The sequence below is a fragment of the Sphingobium cupriresistens genome, from assembly GCF_004152865.1.
GTDB lineage: Bacteria > Pseudomonadota > Alphaproteobacteria > Sphingomonadales > Sphingomonadaceae > Sphingobium > Sphingobium cupriresistens.
The window spans coordinates 56,008-72,134 of the sequence record NZ_SEOO01000016.1 but is presented as its reverse complement, the minus strand read 5'-3'; the positions used below and the strand labels follow the sequence as shown (position 1 = coordinate 72,134).

The window sequence follows — 16,127 nt, the reverse complement described above, 5'->3', positions numbered from 1 at the left end:
TCATCATGTTCAGCTCCTACGTTCGAGGCTGGAAATTCCCGCTTGCTGGTTATGTCATCTGCGGCTTGGCAGCCGACGCGACGTCGGGCTGCTTTTGATCCACGGCCTCACGCATGAACTGCTTCACGCCGAGGAGCTTGTAGATCGCAGGGAGAACGAAGAGGGACAGGAGGGGCGCCGTGATCATGCCGCCCACCATCGGAGCCGCCAGACGCTGCATGATCTCAGAGCCGGTGCCCTCGCCGATGAGCAGCGGAAAAAGACCAGCGAGGATGACCGCAGCCGTCATCGCCTTCGGCCTCACCCGTAAGACCGCGCCTTCCATCAGCGCGTCCTCGAGATCCTCGGTTTTCGAGAACTTGCCGGCCTCAATCCGCTCCTCGATCGCCTTGTCGAGGTAGACCAGCATGATAACCCCAAACTCCGCAGCAAGCCCGGCAAGAGCGATGAAGCCGACCGCTGTTGCCACGGAGATCGCGTGACCCATCAGGTAGATGAGCCAGACTCCGCCAATGAGCGCGAACGGAAGCGCGAGGAGGACGATGAGCGGCTCACGCACTCGCTTGAAGGCGAGGTACAGGAGCAGGAAGATTACGCCGATGGTCAGCGGCACGATCACGGCCAACCTCTTGGAAGCACGCTCGGCATATTCGAACTGACCTGACCAGGTGATCGAATAGCCCGGAGGCATCGACACCTCTCGAGCGACCTTCTGGCGCGCTTCATTCACAAACCCGACAATGTCGCGGTCGCGAACGTCGACGTAGACCCAAGCGGAGGGCCGCGCGTTCTCGCTCTTTACCATCACCGGACCGTCGGCGATCTGCACGCTTGCCACGGCACCCAGCGGCACGATTCCGCCTGTCGGAGCGACAATCGGCAGACTGCGCAGAGCCTCGACGCTGCCGCGCATCTCGCGCGGGAAGCGCACGTTGATCGGGAAGCGAGCAAGCCCCTCGATCTTCTCATCCACCGACATGCCGCCAACCGCACCGGCAGCCGTGTTCTGCACGTCCTCAATGGACAGCCCGTATCGAGCAGCGGCCAGGCGATCGACCTTGATGTCGATGTAGCGGCCGCCGAGGATCCGATCCGAGATAGCGGAGGTTGTGCCGGGAACGGTCTTCACCACCTGCGCGATTTTAGCTCCGAGCCGATCGAGCGTGGCGAGATCAGCTCCGCTCACCTTCACGCCAACGGGGCTCTTGATGCCCGTCGCGAGCATGTCGATCCTGTTCCGGATCGGCGGCACGAAGACATTGGCCAGGCCAGGCACCTTCACGCGTGAATCGAGCTCGGCGATCAACTTCTCCATCGTCATCCCTTCACGCCACTCGCTCTGAGGCTTGAGCTGGATAACCGTTTCGAACATTTCGATCGGCGCAGGGTCGGTTGCGGTCTCGGCGCGGCCCGCCTTGCCGAACACCGTCTTCACCTCCGGGACCGTCTTGATCATGCGGTTTGTGATCTGAAGGAGCTCAGAGGCTTTGGACGCAGACAGGCCTGGAAGCGCCGTCGGCATGTAAAGGAGGTCGCCCTCCGCCAGCGCGGGCATGAACTCCCCGCCGAGGCGAGAAAGCGGCCACGCCGTCAGAAGAAGCGCCCCGATAGCAAGACCAAGGACGAGCTTGGGCCACTTCATGACCCAGACAAGGGCGGGCCTGTACGCCGCGATCAGCCAGCGATTGATTGGGTTCTTCTCTTCGGGGCGAATCTTGCCTTTGATGAACATGATCATCAGGACCGGGATGAGCGTGACGGAGAGCCCAGCGGCCGCCGCCATTGAGTAAGTCTTGGTGAGCGCAAGAGGCGTGAAGAGCCTGCCCTCCTGAGCCTCCAGGGAGAAGACCGGCAGGAACGAGAGCGTGATGATCAAGAGGGAAAAGAACAACGCCGGCCCGACCTCAACGGCCGCGTCCACCAGCGTTCGCTTGCGCAACTCCTCGGTCATGCCCCCATGCTCGTGCTCAGCGTGCTCGAGCTTCTTGTGAGCATTCTCGATCATCACCACGGCCGCATCGACCATGGCGCCGATCGCCAGCGCGATACCTCCAAGCGAAAGGATGTTCGCGTTAACCCCCTGATAGTACATCACGATGAACGCGGCGACGATTCCTAGGGGGAGCGTCAGGATTGCCACCAGTGCCGAGCGCAGGTGTAAGAGGAACACCACGCACACGAGCGCAACGACGATGAACTCTTCGACAAGCTTATGAGAAAGGTTCTCGATCGCGCGTTCGATGAGCGATGACCGGTCGTAGACCGTCACCACCTCAACGCCCTTGGGAAGAGCCATCTTGAGTTCCTCGAGCTTCTCCTTGACCGCCTCGATTACCGACCTCGTGTCGGCTCCTGCACGAACGACGATCACACCGCCGGCGACTTCTCCCTGGCCATTGAGTTCGGCGATGCCGCGCCGGAATTCGGGAACGATCTGGACGCGCGCAACGTCACCGATCGTGACCGGAACGCCGCCGGCGCTCACCTTCAGAGGTATGTTTCGGAAATCGTCGAGGCTCTGCAGATAGCCACCGACACGGATCATGTACTCGGCTTCCGCACGCTCAATAACCGAGCCGCCAGTCTCGTTATTTGCCGTTTGCAGCGCTTCCATCACGTCGCTGACGGACACTCGATATAGCTGAAGCTTCTCGGGATTGACCTCGACCTGGAACGCGCGGACCATGCCGCCAACGCTGGCGACCTCGGCAACGCCGGGGACTTCCTTGAGTTGGTATCGCAGAAACCAATCCTGCAGCGCACGAAGCTGACCAAGATCGTTGCCACCGGTGCGGTCGACGAGCGCGTACTGGTAAGCCCAGCCGACGCCCGTCGCATCAGGGCCAAGTGCCGGTGTAACCCCCGGCGGCAGCCGGCCCGCCGCCTGGTTCAAATATTCGAGAACCCTCGAGCGAGCCCAGTAGAGGTCGGTCCCGTCCTCGAAGATGATTGTGACAAACGAGTCTCCGAACATGGAAAAGGCGCGGACTGCCTTCACTTTGGGCGCCGACAGCATCGTAGTCGCGATCGGGTAGGTAACCTGCGCCTCCACAATCTGGGGCGCCTGCCCTGGATAGGGCGTACGGATGATGACCTGGACGTCGGAGAGGTCGGGGATAGCATCGAGCGGAGTCCGGCTCACCGTGTACAACCCGGCAGCCGTGATGAAGGCGGCCGCAAGAAGAACGAGCAGCCGGTTCGCCGCCGACCATCGAATGATCCGCTCGATCATTGCGCCGCCTCCGGAGCGATGCGCTCGATCACGGGCGTTTGACCCTGCTGTGGCCTCTGAAAGGCGAACATCACTCGTTCGCCAGCCTTACGGCCGCGCAGCAGCGAACGGTCCTTCACGGGGAAGGTCATCGTCATGGCCGGCCAGTTGATCGCCGCCAACGGCTCGTGAGCGAGAGTGATACGGCCACCTGCCGCGTCCACCGTCTTCACGACTCCGCGACCCTGGATAAGCTCGTCTTGCCGCTGCTGTTGCGCGGCAGGCGATTGGCCTCGCGATAGACGTTCGACAATGCCGGCGAGTGAGGCCTCGGAGTCGATCAGGAACTGACCAGAAACAACGACAATGTCGTTGAGGTTGAGCCCCCTGCGGATCTCGGTTCGGTCGCCAACCGTGCGCCCAAGCTCAACTTCGACCGGAATGAAGCCGCCATTCCGCTGCACGATAACAACGTTGCGCCTTCCGGTGGAGATAACGGCCTCGGACGGCACGACGAGACCGCCTGTTGCCGCACCACCGATGGTGAGGTTGGCGAACATGCCGATCTTCAGCCGGCCGCCCGGGTTGGGCAGCGTGACACGAACTCGAGCAGTACGCGCTTCGGGATCGAGCGTCGGGAAGATGTAGTCGATCCGGCCCTGAACCGTCTCGCCGCCATAGGCAGGAAACGAGATCTCCGCCGGCTGTCCGATGCGGATCTGGCCCAGCGACACTTCCGGAACCTCGGCCACAACCCACACTTGCGAGAGATCCGCCAAGGTGATGATCGACTGTCCGGGCTCCACCCGCGCACCCGGCCGCGCGCCTATGGCGGTCACGATCCCGGACCGAGGAGCGAACACTCCGTACGTGCGCTGAGGGCGCCCGCCCCGATCCAGGTTGCGAATGGCCGCCTCCGGCAGGCCAAGCAGCTGCAACCTCTGGCGCGCTGCACTGCGCAGGCCCGGCGTAATCGTCGAACGGCGTATCTTCAAAAGGGCGGCATACTCATGCTGAGCGCCAAGCAGCTCCGGCGAATAGACGCTCGCGACCCGAGTCCCTCTGCCGACCTGTTCCCCGACAGCGCGGACGCTGAGCTGCTCGACGAAGCCGGGGGTTAGGGTCTGGACCTCGACAATGCGGCGCTCGTCAGTCTCAACGCGCCCGACCACCGCAATCGCCGCCGCCAGATTGTCGAAGGTTACTCGCGCAGTGCGGACGCCGAGGTTCTGTTGCACCTGTGGCGAGATCTGAATGCCGGCGCCGCCGCCCTCCTCAGCATATTTCGGCTGAAGGTCCATGTTCATCGACGACTTGCCGGGCGCGTTGTAGCGCTCCATCGGCAGCATCGGATCGAACCAGTAGAGAACGGTTTTGCCGGAGCCGTCCTGCACGACGCCGTTGACGAGCTCGCCCTTCGCGGCGCCCGCTCCAGCGTCGCCATCTCCTGATAAAACAGCATAGCCGACGCCCGCTCCAGCGAGAGCAAGCGCGACACTGCCGGCGAGGATTTTCTTATTCCTGGATGTCCCCAGCCCCGTGCGGACAACGAGCAGTCTTTCCTTGATGGTCATCGCGCGACATCCTGCGTGAGGTAAATGAGCTCGGCGGCCGCGCGAGCGCGTCGCCCCTGCTGCTCGATCGCTTGAATGTGAGTTTCGACGTACCGGCGGACGATGAAGAGCGGCATCTCGAGAGTCGCCTGACCCGCTCCATAGCGAGCTTCTGCCGCCTCGAATGAAGCCTCAAGAGACGGAATCGCCTGGCTGGTGATGATCGACAGCTGCGCCTCGGCGCTCTTGTAGTCGGCCAATGCGTCGCCATAGGTGCCGCTCAGCTCGCGTTGCGCATCCTGCGCTCGGAGCCGAGCAGCATCAGCGCGAGCCGAAGCCTCGGCGATCCGCCGGTTCTGCAATCGGTTTTTGTTGATCTGGAGCGGGATACTGACGGTGGCCGACAGCATATCGCCATAATGGGGACGGTAGCCGTACATCACGGACCAACCGAAATTCGGCTTTCGATCTTGCCTGGCCACGTCGACAGCCCTTTGCGCCGCTCGCTCCTGCGCCTCGGCAGCCGCGATCGCCGGATGTTGCGACAGCAGCGCTTGGCTCGCTGCAGGCGCTTCAAGAGCTGGGACCGTTTCCGGCAACGGGCGCTGCGCAGCAGCACCTATCCACCGCGCCATCTCAGCCCGGGCTCGTGCCTCCTGCCCACGCGCATCCTCTTGCATCGCCTTGGCAAGCGCGACTTCCGCCTGGGCCTGGAGCGCAAGAGAGGGCGTGGAAGATCCCGTTGGAATGCCGGCTTCCATGATCTGGCGACCGACGTCGAGATCGTTGATCAGGCGGTCCAACAATCGCTGTTTGGCTCGTGCTTCCACGGCGTTGATCCAAGCGACCATGACGTCCCGCTGAATGCGCCGCTCCTGCGCACTCGCCTGCGTCCGACTGACAACTGCCTCTGCGGTGAGCCTCGCAGCCTCGGCTTGACGTCTGGAGCGGCGAACCTGCTCCCGCATCACACCGATCGTGTACATTGTCATGCCGTCGCGAGTGGGGTTGAACGCCATGTTCCCGGTCACCGGTAAGTTCTGGATTCCGGCGGTGATCGTCGGATCAGGCAATGTGCCTGCCGCAATCGCAGCCTGTTCCGAGGCTACCGCTTCGCGCTCAAACGCGCCCAGGGTCGGCTGATCACCACTCGCCAGTGCCGCAGCCTCCTTGAGACTAAGCGTCGGTCCGGCAGCAGGAGAAGTCGCGGGCTGTTCCGTCGCCGTGGCATGATGTGCCTGCGCTAAGGCAGGCGCGGGCGCCGCCAGAATGGTAAGAGGCACGACGCTCGCCGCTGTGAGATGCCGAGCAACATTTGCTCGCCAATTAGCCAGGCGCGCGCCCTGATCGTGCGCCCGCTCCCCACGCCCCGTGATGGTGCTGAACATATGTGAATTCCTAGGATCAGGCGGGTGCGGTCGCACGGACGCGACCGCACCTCATCCGTCACTGCTTTGAGATCGACGTCAGCGTCGTCGCGCCATCACCCTTGGTGAAAGCGAATGACACACGGTCACCGGGCTTGATGCCATTCGCCAGCGCCGGATCGGCGGCCGTGAAGGTCATCTCCATAGCCGGCCAGCCGATCGACTTGATCTCCTCATGGGCGATCGTCACGTCGCTTCCGGAGATGCTTTTCACAGTGCCGGTGCCGGAGTGCGACTCGCTGGCGCTCGCCGCCGGAGCTGCTCCAGCGGTCGCAGCATTTTCGCTGGTGCCGCTCCTGCTCGCGTCCTCGGCGCCGCAGGCAGCAAGCGTAACAAGCGTGGCGAGCACGCCCGCCTTCATAATCATGTTCATGTTCGTACTTTCTTCGCGTCCTACGCAGTTCGCGTCGGCAGGCCCAAGCATGATGCTCGGCCGCAGGAGACGCGCTCTACGTGTTTATCTTCGAGACAGCGCTGAATGCGCGACTCGCCCCGCGCAGCATCGCCGCGCAGACACTGATCAGGCGAAGAAAGCTCGCGGAGGAGGATCGTCCGTGGACAGAATAATTGACGGCAGGCTGCCAGGCTCCGGCCGCGCGTTGAGGAGCGCAACGGGATCTACCGCGTCCTCATCGACATCTGCTCCCGGCAAGACGGCTGCTGGTGCAGGAGTTGCACAATCAGGCGTGCAGCAGCCCATCTTCTCGTGGTCAGGGGCCATCCCTTCGTCCGCGCCGGCCATCGTACAGCTTACCGACGGCGCGGCTCTCGCCGCACCGGGGCTGCCGATGAACGACAGCGCTATAAGAATGGCCACGATGAGCTTCATCACGATCCTAATACACATATGCTGGGCGTCAAGGAAGGCCGCACCCCATGTTCCCGCCGAAATCGGCGAGCACCCATCGCGAGGACACGTTCATCTGCTGCCATAAGCATTCCCCCTTTGTAGACTCAGATCCATGAAAGAGATTTCCACTTTCGCGATTTCTCCCCCTCATATGGTCCTTCCCACCGTTGGAAAGTCAAGCGCTATTTTGTTGCAGCGACCGCAAATCTCGCTTGCTGTCGGAAACCACCGCCCACCACTACCGCCAGTCACCGGCGCCTGCGCCGCGTCCTGTGCGTTGATGGAGCCCGACTGGATGACCTGCGGGACAGAGATTTCGAAGCGGCCGCAACGCGCGCGGGAACGGACAAATGACGCTGCAGCCCGCTGTCGGCTGCGGAAAGCACCGCTTCGAGCCTCCTCCTTAGGAGCGGCTTCCCCAGGGATGCGATAACGCCTCCGCACGTGAACGAATGTCGCAGCAACGTCCGGCCGTGGGCCTCCTCATGCTTGGAGCCTCGCCTCAGGCAAGAACGTGCTGTCGGGCCACATCATCGTTCGAGACTTCAGCTCCGATGGAGAGCGAGTTCTGAAACAAGCCGGGGAGCTGCTGAAGCGAGATCATGACATCTACTTCTCCACCCTGCAGGTGGAGAGCCGGCGAGCCTCGGTCGAGGAAGGCGCTGAGGAGATTGACTGTTCCCCGTCAGCACCAATGGCACAGATTTGAGGTTGTGATTTAAGGAGTGTTGGGGCTTCGTCGTAGTGACGAAGGAACGAAGATGAAGTCCCAACACTCCTTGAAAAAATCGCCTGCCAAGGCCCCTGCTGAGCGGGTGGTGAAGGACATCCGGCGGCAGACCCGGCGGCACTTCTCGGCCGAAGACAAGATACGCATCGTGCTCGATGGGCTGCGCGGCGAAGACAGCATTGCCGAACTATGCCGCAAGGAAGGCATTGCACAGAGCCTGTATTACACCTGGTCGAAGGAGTTCATGGAAGCGGGCAAGCGACGCCTGGCGGGTGACACGGCTCGTGCCGCGACCAGCGGCGAGGTGCAGGACCTGCGCCGCGAAGCCCGCGCTTTGAAGGAATGCGTGGCCGACCTGACCCTCGAGAACCGTCTGCTCAAAAAAAGCATGATCGCGGATGGGGGCGACGACGAATGAGGTATCCCGCATCTGAAAAGCTCGAGATCATCCGGCTCGTCGAGCAGTCGCATCTGCCGGCGAAGCTCACTCTCGACAAGCTGGGGATCGCACGCCGGACGTTCTACCGTTGGTACGACCGGTTCCTCGAAGGCGGACCGGAGGCGTTGGAGGATCGGCCATCGGCACCGAGCCGCGTATGGAACCGGATCCCGCCTGACATCCATGATCAGATCATCGAACTGGCGCTGGAGCAGTCCGAGTTGAGCCCACGGGAGCTGGCGGTGCGCTTTACCGACGAAAGGCGTTACTTCGTGTCGGAAGCCACGGTTTACCGCCTTCTGAAGGCCCATGACCTCATCACCAGCCCAGCCTATGTCGTGATCAAGGCTGCCGACCAGTTCCACACCAAGACCAGCCACCCGAACGAGATGTGGCAAACTGACTTCACCTACTTCAAGATCATCGGGTGGGGCTGGATGTACCTGTCGACCGTGCTCGACGACTTCTCACGCTACATCATCGCCTGGAAACTGTGCACCAACATGCGCGCCGAGGACGTGACTGACACGCTGGACATGGCACTGGCCGCATCGGGCTGCGACAGCGCCACGGTGCTGCACAAGCCAAAGCCCGCTCGATCGACTCCGTGATGGGCCATATCTGCAAAGCGGCCCTGAGATCAGCCGGGCCATCGACCGACTGACCGAAATCCGTACATTCACCACAGGCTTGCCCGAACTCGACCGCGTACCGCCCGGCAAGGCCGCCGCATTAGCGCGATTTGCCGGCGCCGCGAAAGCGCAGGCCGTCGCCCGGTTGCCGGACGATCGCCGCGCGGCGACCCTGGTTGCCTTCATCCGGACGCTTGAAGCGTCGGCCAGCGACGATGTCATCGACCTGTTCGACGCCGTGTCGACCAAGATGTTCTCCAATGCGCGCATCAACGCCAAGGAGGCGCGGATGCGCTCACTGCGCGATCTCGACGCCGCATCGCTCCGGCTTCGCGATGTCGGGGCGGTGCTGCTCGATGACAGTATCGGCGACACCGAGGTCCGCGCAGCCGTGTTCGCGCTCGTCGACCGGGCAGCGCTGACCGAGGCCGTCGCGCAGGTGAACCTGCTCGCCCGGCCGACCGACGAGAGCTACTTCGTCGAGTTGCGCCAGCAGACTGGCACGATGCGCTATCTGCCGAAGATGCTTGCTGGGCTCGATCTTGCGGCGGCGCCAGCGGGGCAGCCGCTGTTGGACGCGGTCGATCACCTGCGGAGAGTTCACCAGGGTGAAAAGCGCCGTGGACCGGTACCAACATCTTTCGTACCCAAGGCCTGGGCCCGCCAGCTGAAGACCGCGGACGGTGCATTCGATCTGATCGGATACCGGCTTTGTACGCTCGACCGACTACGCCGCGCCATCCGTCGCCGCGACGTCTTTCCCGTTCGCTCACTTCGCTATGCCGATCCTCGCAAGGGCCTACTGACGGGAGCTGGCTGGGAGGCGGCGCGACCGACGGTATGCCGCACGGTCGGCGTGGCGGTCGCTGGCGACGAGGAAATCGCCAAACTTTCGGCGCGGCTCGATCTTGCCTACCGCGAAACAGCCGCGCGCGTGCCGGACAACGATGCGGTGACAATTACGAAGACCGCGAGCGCCGCCGACCTATCAATCGCACCGCTCGATAAGATCGACGAGCCATTGAGCCTCACCAACCTGCATAATGCGATCGATGCGCGACTGCCGCGGCTCGATCTCCCCGAGCTGATCCTGGAGATGCACGCGCGAACGGGGTTCGGGGCAGCGTTCACTCATGCCAGTGAGGGCAATGCGCGCGCTGAGGATATAGCGACCACGATCTGTGCAGTGCTTGTCGCGGAGGCAACCAATACCGGGTTCGAGCCGCTTGTCCGCTCGGAGGTCCCCGCCTTGCGCCGGTCGCGGCTGAGCTGGGTGAAGCAGAACTTCATGCGGGCCGAAACGCTGACGGCGGCCAACGCGCTACTGGTCGCCGCGCATAACAGGATTCCACTGACCCGTGCCTGGGGCGGCGGCGAGGTCGCCTCGGCCGATGGGCTGCGATTCACCGTGCCGGTCCGCACGATCCACGCCGGCCCGAACCCGCGCTATTTCGGGCGCGAACGCGGCGTCACCTGGTACAATCTGGTTTCCGACCGTTTTTCCGGGCTGAATGCCGTGACGGTCCCCGGTACGTTGCGCGACAGCCTCCATCTGCTGGCGGTCGTGCTCGACCAGGAAACCGAATTGCGGCCAAGCGAAATCATGACCGATACGGCCGGCTATACCGACACGATTTTCGGCGTTTTCTACCTCCTCGGGCTCCAGTTCTCGCCGCGCATCGCCGATATCGGCGGCGCGCGGTTCTGGCGTGTCGATGGAAAGGCCGATTACGGTGTGCTGGACGACCTCGCGTCGAACAGGATCAACACCAAGCTGATCGTCGAGCACTGGGATGACCTGCTGCGCCTGGCCGGATCGCTGAAACTCGGCGTCGTGCGCGCGACTGGGCTCACCCGTGTCCTTCAGACCAACGATCGCCCGACCAAGCTAGCGCGCGCGCTCCAGGAACTTGGCCGCCTCATCAAGTCGCTCTACATGCTGCGGTTCATCGATGACGAAACCTACCGGCGACGCATCCTGGTCCAGCTCAACCGGGGCGAGAGCCGTCACCAGCTCGCCCGCACCGTATTCCACGGCAAGCGCGGTGAGCTTCGTCAGCGTTACCGCGAAGGGCAAGAAGATCAACTCGGCGCGCTTGGGCTCGTCGTCAATCTGGTCGTGCTCTGGAACACGATCTACATCGACGCCGCGCTCAACCAGCTCCGCACCGAAGGTCATGTGATCCTCGACGAGGACGTCGCGCGCCTCTCGCCGCTCGGCTCCCAAAACATCAACATGCTCGGGCGCTACGCCTTCACCATCCCCGACATGGTCGCGCGCGGCGAGCTGCGGCCGCTCCGTGATCCCAGCGTCACGGGCATCGACGATGCCTGAAGCCGCGCCTTATGTAGGTTTTCTGTTCCGTTGCTACTCAACCCCCGACGATGGCAAGGTGGGGAGCCTCACGCTCGATCGCACCGTCGAGGAGAAATGAGCGGGAACCGGGTTCGGCATCACCGAATTTGTACTGCGGTCGTCGGTCAGCGAATCCTGGAAGGCTGCGCGCACGCGCCAGCAGCAAACGTGGCAGCCCAGGTTCTGACGGCAGAGGAAATCACATCGCGTTTCAGTTGGTCCAGCCTCCGCCAAGTGTGAGGAACAGCGTAATCTGATCGTCATTGATCGCCGCGCGCGCCTCGGCCGCCGCCTGATCCGCCGCGATCCGATCACGTTCAGCCTCGAGCGCGGGCAACGCGGCGATCTTGCCTCCACGCCGCAACTGACTTATCCGCATCGCTGCTCGCATGGCATCTTCGGATGCACGATCCAGGCTTTCCTGCTGCTCAAGCCCAGCTTGATAATTGGTCAGCGCCGTCTCAACCTCTCGCAACGCCTTGATCACCGCGCCGTCAAACGCGGCGAGGTCGCCGCGACTTTGGGCCTCAGTTGCCACAATGCGGGCGCGAACGGCATGTCGGTTGAGCGTCCAACTGATCAGCGGCCCGAGACCAAAACGGTTGGTAAGCGGTGACAGGAAATCGGCGGCAGCCCCCGTGGAGCCGATCGATGCCCCCAGGCGGATGTCTGGATAGAGATCCGCCGTGGCGACGCCGATCCGCGCCGTCGCCGCGGCGAGCCGGCGCTCGGCCATGCGGATGTCGGGCCGACGCTTGAGCAGCGCGGCACCGTCGCCAACGGGGATCATGCGTGTCAGCGCAAGCGGGGCATGGCACGCCAACAGGCCGGGGTCCGCGTCGCTCGGCATGCGACCGGCCAGCGCTGTGGCACGGAAAAGGGCGTTGCGTTGGCGCGCCACCAATTGTGGGAGCCGGGCCTGGCTCGCTTCGAGCAACGCTTGTCGCCGGTCCAGTTCATAGGGTGCCGCGCGTCCATGCGACACCATGATCCGGGTTAATCGAACACTTTGCTCTAGGACAGCAATCGCACGACCCAACACATCGCGCTGATAGCCCGCGTTACAGATGTCGGCATAGGCGCGCGCCGTCTCGGCCGCGACGGTCACACGCACCAGATCGCGCGCCGCCACGGCAGCGTCGGCATCGGCACTTGCTGCCTCGATCCCGCGCTTTATTCCGCCGAACAGATCGAGATCATAGCTGGCCCCGATGCCCATATTGTAGATTTGCCGCGTCGGCGGCTTCACATGGCTCAACTCGGCTTCCGCCGAGCGCTGGGCCCAGCTTGTTTCGGCGTTCGCGCTGCCCTGAATTTCCCGGCCCGCATTGCGCTGGTCGAGCAAGGCCAGACTGCGTTCGAGATTGGCCTCGGCCACTCGCAGATCCGTATTGGCGGCGAATGCCTGTTCGATCAGCCGGTCGAGGGTCGGGTTCTCGTAGAGCCGCCACCAATGATCGGGCAGCGGTTCCTGCGTCGTGGCCGCGCCTATCGACTGAAACGCGCCTTGCGCCGCAGGTGCCTTCACCATCGCGGCGTCAGGCACATGATAATCGGGTCCGACCACCGTGCAGCCGCCCAGCGCGGCTGCAGCCGCCAGCACCAGCGCGCGCCTTACCATGGCAGGCTCCGGTGTACGCTGCGCCCATCATCGCGCGGATGAACGACAACCGTGGCCGTCTGGCCCGGAATCATCCGTACATTAGGCGGTATTCTATCAATCGTGACACGCACGGGAATGCGCTGCGCGAGGCGAACCCAGGTGAAGGACGGGTTTACATTAGCCAGTTGCCCGTCGGTTCCGGCCCGCTCGCGATCCTCGACACCGCCCGCAATGCTCTGAACATGCCCCTCGATCTCGTCAGCAACGCCCATCAGGTAGATGCTTGCACGGTCGCCGACGCGGATCGCCGGCAATTTTGTTTCCTCAAAATAACCTTCCACCCGGAGCGAGTGGTCATAGACGAGCGCTAACGCGGCTTTGCCGGCCGTCAGATAGACCCCGGGCTGGAGCGACATGTTGGACACGGTCCCGTCCACCGGTGCACGCACGATGGTTCGTTCCAGATTGAAGCGAGCCAGGTCGCGCGCTGCCACCTCCTGACCAATCGTCGCCCGCAGTCCTTCGACCCGCGCCGTGCCTTGTTCGATCACTTCAGCAGCGATCACTTCGGGCATGGCCCGGTTGCGCCGATCCTCACGGACAGCTTGCGCGAGCGCGGTGCGCTGGCTTGCCACGTTGGCCTCGGCCTGTTCCAGCGCAAGCCGGTAGCGCGGACGGTCGATGATGAAGAGTATCTCGCCCTTTCGGACCTTCTGATTGTCGGCGACCTTCACCTCGGTGACGAGCCCACTGACATCGGCGGCCACCGGCACCATGTCCGCGCGCACCTTGCCATCGCGCGTGACCGGCTCGACCTGATAGCGCAGCCACAGTGCATATATCCCCCCCAGAACTACGAGTATGACGAGGAGCGTGGCGAGCGATCGCAGGAGATTTTGTCGGTGCAACATGTCAAGACGCGACCCATCGGTAGAGGACACTATCGGCGAGCGCGCTCAGGCCCCACCACAGCAGAATGAAGAGAGCGAGCTCGAGCAGGCTTGGGTGCCAGAGCAGTCGATAGCCCGGCAGGCGCTGCAGGAGCCCGCGCACAATATAGACGAGCACCGCGGCCAGCACGCCCCAGGCGAGCGCCGCCGGCATATAAACGCCGAGCACATTGATCTCCTCGATCATGCGCTTTCCCCAGCTCTTGATGAAACGATATGGGGCGCAGCGGCAGTCGGGAAGAGATTGCAGCGCATCCCTACCAGCGCCCGCAAGGCAGGCCGGCGATGCTCATCGAGCGGCAGGCTGAGAAGCGCTTCCAAGGCCCGGTCGATCGGATCGAGCAAGCCGGGCGGCGGAGCATCCGCATGGCCATGGCGCCAGCGATCCCCATAAAACACCGCCAGCACGGCAAGTACCGCGCCCAGGCGGTGCCGCACGTTATGCGGGACATGAGACAGCGCCCGGCGGATCGGAATGATGTTGCGGCCGATCCTGAGGTCCGCCAGACCGTCAGCGGCACGGAGTCTATCGCCGGCGGGTGCCACCGCCATGCGTGCAGCCACCTGCCCGAGCCGATCGACCGCTCTTGCCGTCCAGCGGTCCGGACGGAACGGCCGACGAATGTCCGCAAGTAGGGCCAGTTCACCCCAGTTCGCGCGCAGGATACGCCGGGCGGTCCACAGGACATTGGCCGATCGGAACATGCGGGTGACGGCAAGCGTCGCTACAATTCCACCCAGCTGGGCCAACCCCGTGTTGATGAACAGTGCAAAATCCGCCTGAAAACGCGCGAGAAAGCCCATGGCGACAATGAAGCAGGAGAACATCGGCAATGCCTGCGGCGAACGTGCGGGATCGGCCTGGATATAGCCCATCCACAGCAAGGCTGGCGCCAGGGTGACGATCAGCATTTCATAGCCATCGACCCGGGGCAGGATCACGAAAAGATAGAGGGCCGCCAACGGAAAAGTCTTGAGCGTCGCCACGAGATAGCGACCGATCACCGGCGCGGGATCGTCCTGTGCGGCAAAAGAACAGGTAATGAGCGCGGCAAAGGCCGCGGTCGCCGATCCATTAGGCCAGGCGAGCAGGATCCAGACGGCGCAATAGAGCCCGATTGCCGTGGCGGTCGCCAGGCCCGCGAGCGCAGCGACGCCATGATCGCGGGCAAGCGAAAAGGATTCTGCGGCAAGAATTTTAGCGCTGGGCCGACCCGGTGACCCGATCCTGTCCGCCAGCCTTCGACTCGCGGCCAATGCGGTCAGGAACTCGGCGATGCGGATGCAGGCGCTCGCGGTCAGCAGGTCGTTCCAGTCGCCGCGCGCCTCAGCGGCAGCCGCCAGCGCCTCGCACCGCCGCACCAGCGATCCCACCCGGTGCAGCTCGCTTTGCTCATCATCCAGCCAGTCGGTGACGTCGGCCAGCAAAGCTTCGAGCTCCGGGGGGAGATCGCCAGCTTCGCGAAGGCGGTCGAGCCGGTTCGCCGCAGCCGAGGCAAGTGGCAGGACGGTGGCGAGCTGCTGTTGCAAGGCCGTAACCCGTCGCCGAGTCGCGGGAGCCCAGCGCTGATCGAACGGCAAATGGACCGCGATCATGCCGAGTTCGGTGACGTCCGCCGCCAGTGCGCGGCGATGCGCGTCCTCGAGACGGGTATGTTGACTGCCAAGCGCCTCTGCCGTCCAGCGGCGGGCGTGACCCAAAAAAGATTGGACACGGGCGCGAATAGCCGGCGTCGCGCTCCAGGGTTGGAGCAGCGCATGAACCGCCGTCACGCACAGGATAGCAACCGTCATCTCCTGCACCCTCGCGGCCGTGGTTTCGAAAATATTCCCCGGATCATCGAGATACGGAAAGCTGATCACCGCTGAGCTGAACGCCGCCATCTGGAACAGGAAAGCACGCGGGGTGCGATCAAGAACCGCAAGATAGATGCAGAAACCTGTCCAGGCCGCGAGGCACAAGACCAGAAGTTCGGGCGAGTTCTGCAAGTTGGGAACGAGCAGGATCGTGACAGCGGCACCGGTTAGTATGCCGCCCAGACGGTAGAGAACCTTGGGCCGAAAGGCACCGGCCATGGGTTGAGCGGTAACGTATACCGTCAACAGAGCCCACCAGGGGCGCGGCAAACTGGCTGAGAAGGCTATGGCCAACGTAGCGGCTGCCGCCAGCAAGCTGCTGAGCGAGAAGAGCAGCTTCTGGGGGTCAACCACCAAGGGAGAGGCTGGCAGGCGTTTCCCGCCTGCAAACGCAACAAGCATCACTGACAACCATGACAAACGGGATTGTCACGATCGACAGCGACCGTGGTCATTACCTCCCATGGATATGAGAAAGCTCTTTAACCGAGCCAGCGCCCTAAACCGTAAATCAAAATA

9 protein-coding genes and 2 pseudogenes are annotated in these 16,127 nt (G+C 63.2%); 2 read left to right on the top strand and 9 right to left on the bottom strand.

The annotated features are described in order from the left end of the window. Window positions 1-49: 49 nt before the first annotated feature. The 5 genes from EWH12_RS11310 to EWH12_RS11290 all read right to left on the bottom strand — a co-directional run bounded on the left by EWH12_RS11310 (window position 50) and on the right by EWH12_RS11290 (window position 7,020). Window positions 50-3,232, bottom strand: coding sequence for an efflux RND transporter permease subunit (locus tag EWH12_RS11310; protein ID WP_004212996.1), 3,183 nt, complete (start codon window positions 3,230-3,232; stop codon window positions 50-52). Further along, entirely contained in the window at window positions 3,229-4,785 is a 1,557-nt protein-coding gene (locus EWH12_RS11305; protein WP_083629936.1) for an efflux RND transporter periplasmic adaptor subunit, read from the bottom strand. The genes EWH12_RS11310 and EWH12_RS11305 overlap by 4 nt, the downstream gene beginning before the upstream one ends. After that, a complete protein-coding gene (locus tag EWH12_RS11300) occupies window positions 4,782-6,152 on the bottom strand; it encodes a TolC family protein (RefSeq protein ID WP_129926618.1) in 1,371 nt (456 codons plus the stop codon). The genes EWH12_RS11305 and EWH12_RS11300 overlap by 4 nt, the downstream gene beginning before the upstream one ends. Window positions 6,153-6,210: 58 nt before the next feature. Continuing rightward, on the bottom strand, window positions 6,211-6,564 hold the full coding sequence (locus EWH12_RS11295) for a copper-binding protein (RefSeq protein ID WP_157225237.1): 354 nt from the start codon (window positions 6,562-6,564) through the stop codon (window positions 6,211-6,213). Between the two features lie 147 nt (window positions 6,565-6,711). Continuing rightward, complete coding sequence (locus EWH12_RS11290; protein WP_129926617.1) at window positions 6,712-7,020, bottom strand: hypothetical protein; 309 nt, start codon at window positions 7,018-7,020, stop codon at window positions 6,712-6,714. 782 nt (window positions 7,021-7,802) lie between these two features. Here EWH12_RS11290 and EWH12_RS11280 point away from each other — a divergent pair. After that, window positions 7,803-8,800 (top strand): annotated as a pseudogene (locus EWH12_RS11280) (IS3 family transposase); the annotation flags it as partial. After that, window positions 8,796-11,177 (top strand): annotated as a pseudogene (locus tag EWH12_RS11275) (Tn3 family transposase); the annotation flags it as partial. The pseudogenes EWH12_RS11280 and EWH12_RS11275, both read left to right, overlap by 5 nt. A 232-nt stretch (window positions 11,178-11,409) precedes the next feature. Here the strand turns inward: EWH12_RS11275 and EWH12_RS11270 are convergent. The 4 genes from EWH12_RS11270 to EWH12_RS11255 are packed head-to-tail and all read right to left on the bottom strand — an operon-like array spanning window position 11,410 to window position 16,010. Further along, complete coding sequence (locus EWH12_RS11270) at window positions 11,410-12,819, bottom strand: efflux transporter outer membrane subunit (RefSeq protein WP_015449302.1); 1,410 nt, start codon at window positions 12,817-12,819, stop codon at window positions 11,410-11,412. After that, a complete protein-coding gene (locus EWH12_RS11265) occupies window positions 12,813-13,712 on the bottom strand; it encodes an efflux RND transporter periplasmic adaptor subunit (protein ID WP_129926616.1) in 900 nt (299 codons plus the stop codon). The genes EWH12_RS11270 and EWH12_RS11265 overlap by 7 nt, the downstream gene beginning before the upstream one ends. A gap of 1 nt (window position 13,713) precedes the next feature. After that, entirely contained in the window at window positions 13,714-13,938 is a 225-nt protein-coding gene (locus EWH12_RS11260; RefSeq protein ID WP_015449300.1) for a DUF1656 domain-containing protein, read from the bottom strand. Next, the gene (locus tag EWH12_RS11255) at window positions 13,935-16,010 is read right to left on the bottom strand and encodes an FUSC family protein (protein WP_165363616.1); all 2,076 of its coding nucleotides are present in this window, start codon (window positions 16,008-16,010) and stop codon (window positions 13,935-13,937) included. Before EWH12_RS11255 ends, EWH12_RS11260 begins: the two co-directional genes overlap by 4 nt. Between the last annotated feature and the right edge of the window lie 117 nt (window positions 16,011-16,127).

What these genes read in the sequence shown, in the direction of transcription:
- EWH12_RS11310 (WP_004212996.1), bottom strand. Translation starts at nt 3,232, where the DNA reads ATGATCGAGCGGATCATTCGATGGTCGGCGGCGAACCGGCTGCTCGTT.
- EWH12_RS11305 (WP_083629936.1), bottom strand. Translation starts at nt 4,785, where the DNA reads ATGACCATCAAGGAAAGACTGCTCGTTGTCCGCACGGGGCTGGGGACA.
- EWH12_RS11300 (WP_129926618.1), bottom strand. Translation starts at nt 6,152, where the DNA reads ATGTTCAGCACCATCACGGGGCGTGGGGAGCGGGCGCACGATCAGGGC.
- EWH12_RS11295 (WP_157225237.1), bottom strand. Translation starts at nt 6,564, where the DNA reads ATGAACATGATTATGAAGGCGGGCGTGCTCGCCACGCTTGTTACGCTT.
- EWH12_RS11290 (WP_129926617.1), bottom strand. Translation starts at nt 7,020, where the DNA reads ATGAAGCTCATCGTGGCCATTCTTATAGCGCTGTCGTTCATCGGCAGC.
- EWH12_RS11270 (WP_015449302.1), bottom strand. Translation starts at nt 12,819, where the DNA reads ATGGTAAGGCGCGCGCTGGTGCTGGCGGCTGCAGCCGCGCTGGGCGGC.
- EWH12_RS11265 (WP_129926616.1), bottom strand. Translation starts at nt 13,712, where the DNA reads ATGTTGCACCGACAAAATCTCCTGCGATCGCTCGCCACGCTCCTCGTC.
- EWH12_RS11260 (WP_015449300.1), bottom strand. Translation starts at nt 13,938, where the DNA reads ATGATCGAGGAGATCAATGTGCTCGGCGTTTATATGCCGGCGGCGCTC.
- EWH12_RS11255 (WP_165363616.1), bottom strand. Translation starts at nt 16,010, where the DNA reads ATGCTTGTTGCGTTTGCAGGCGGGAAACGCCTGCCAGCCTCTCCCTTG.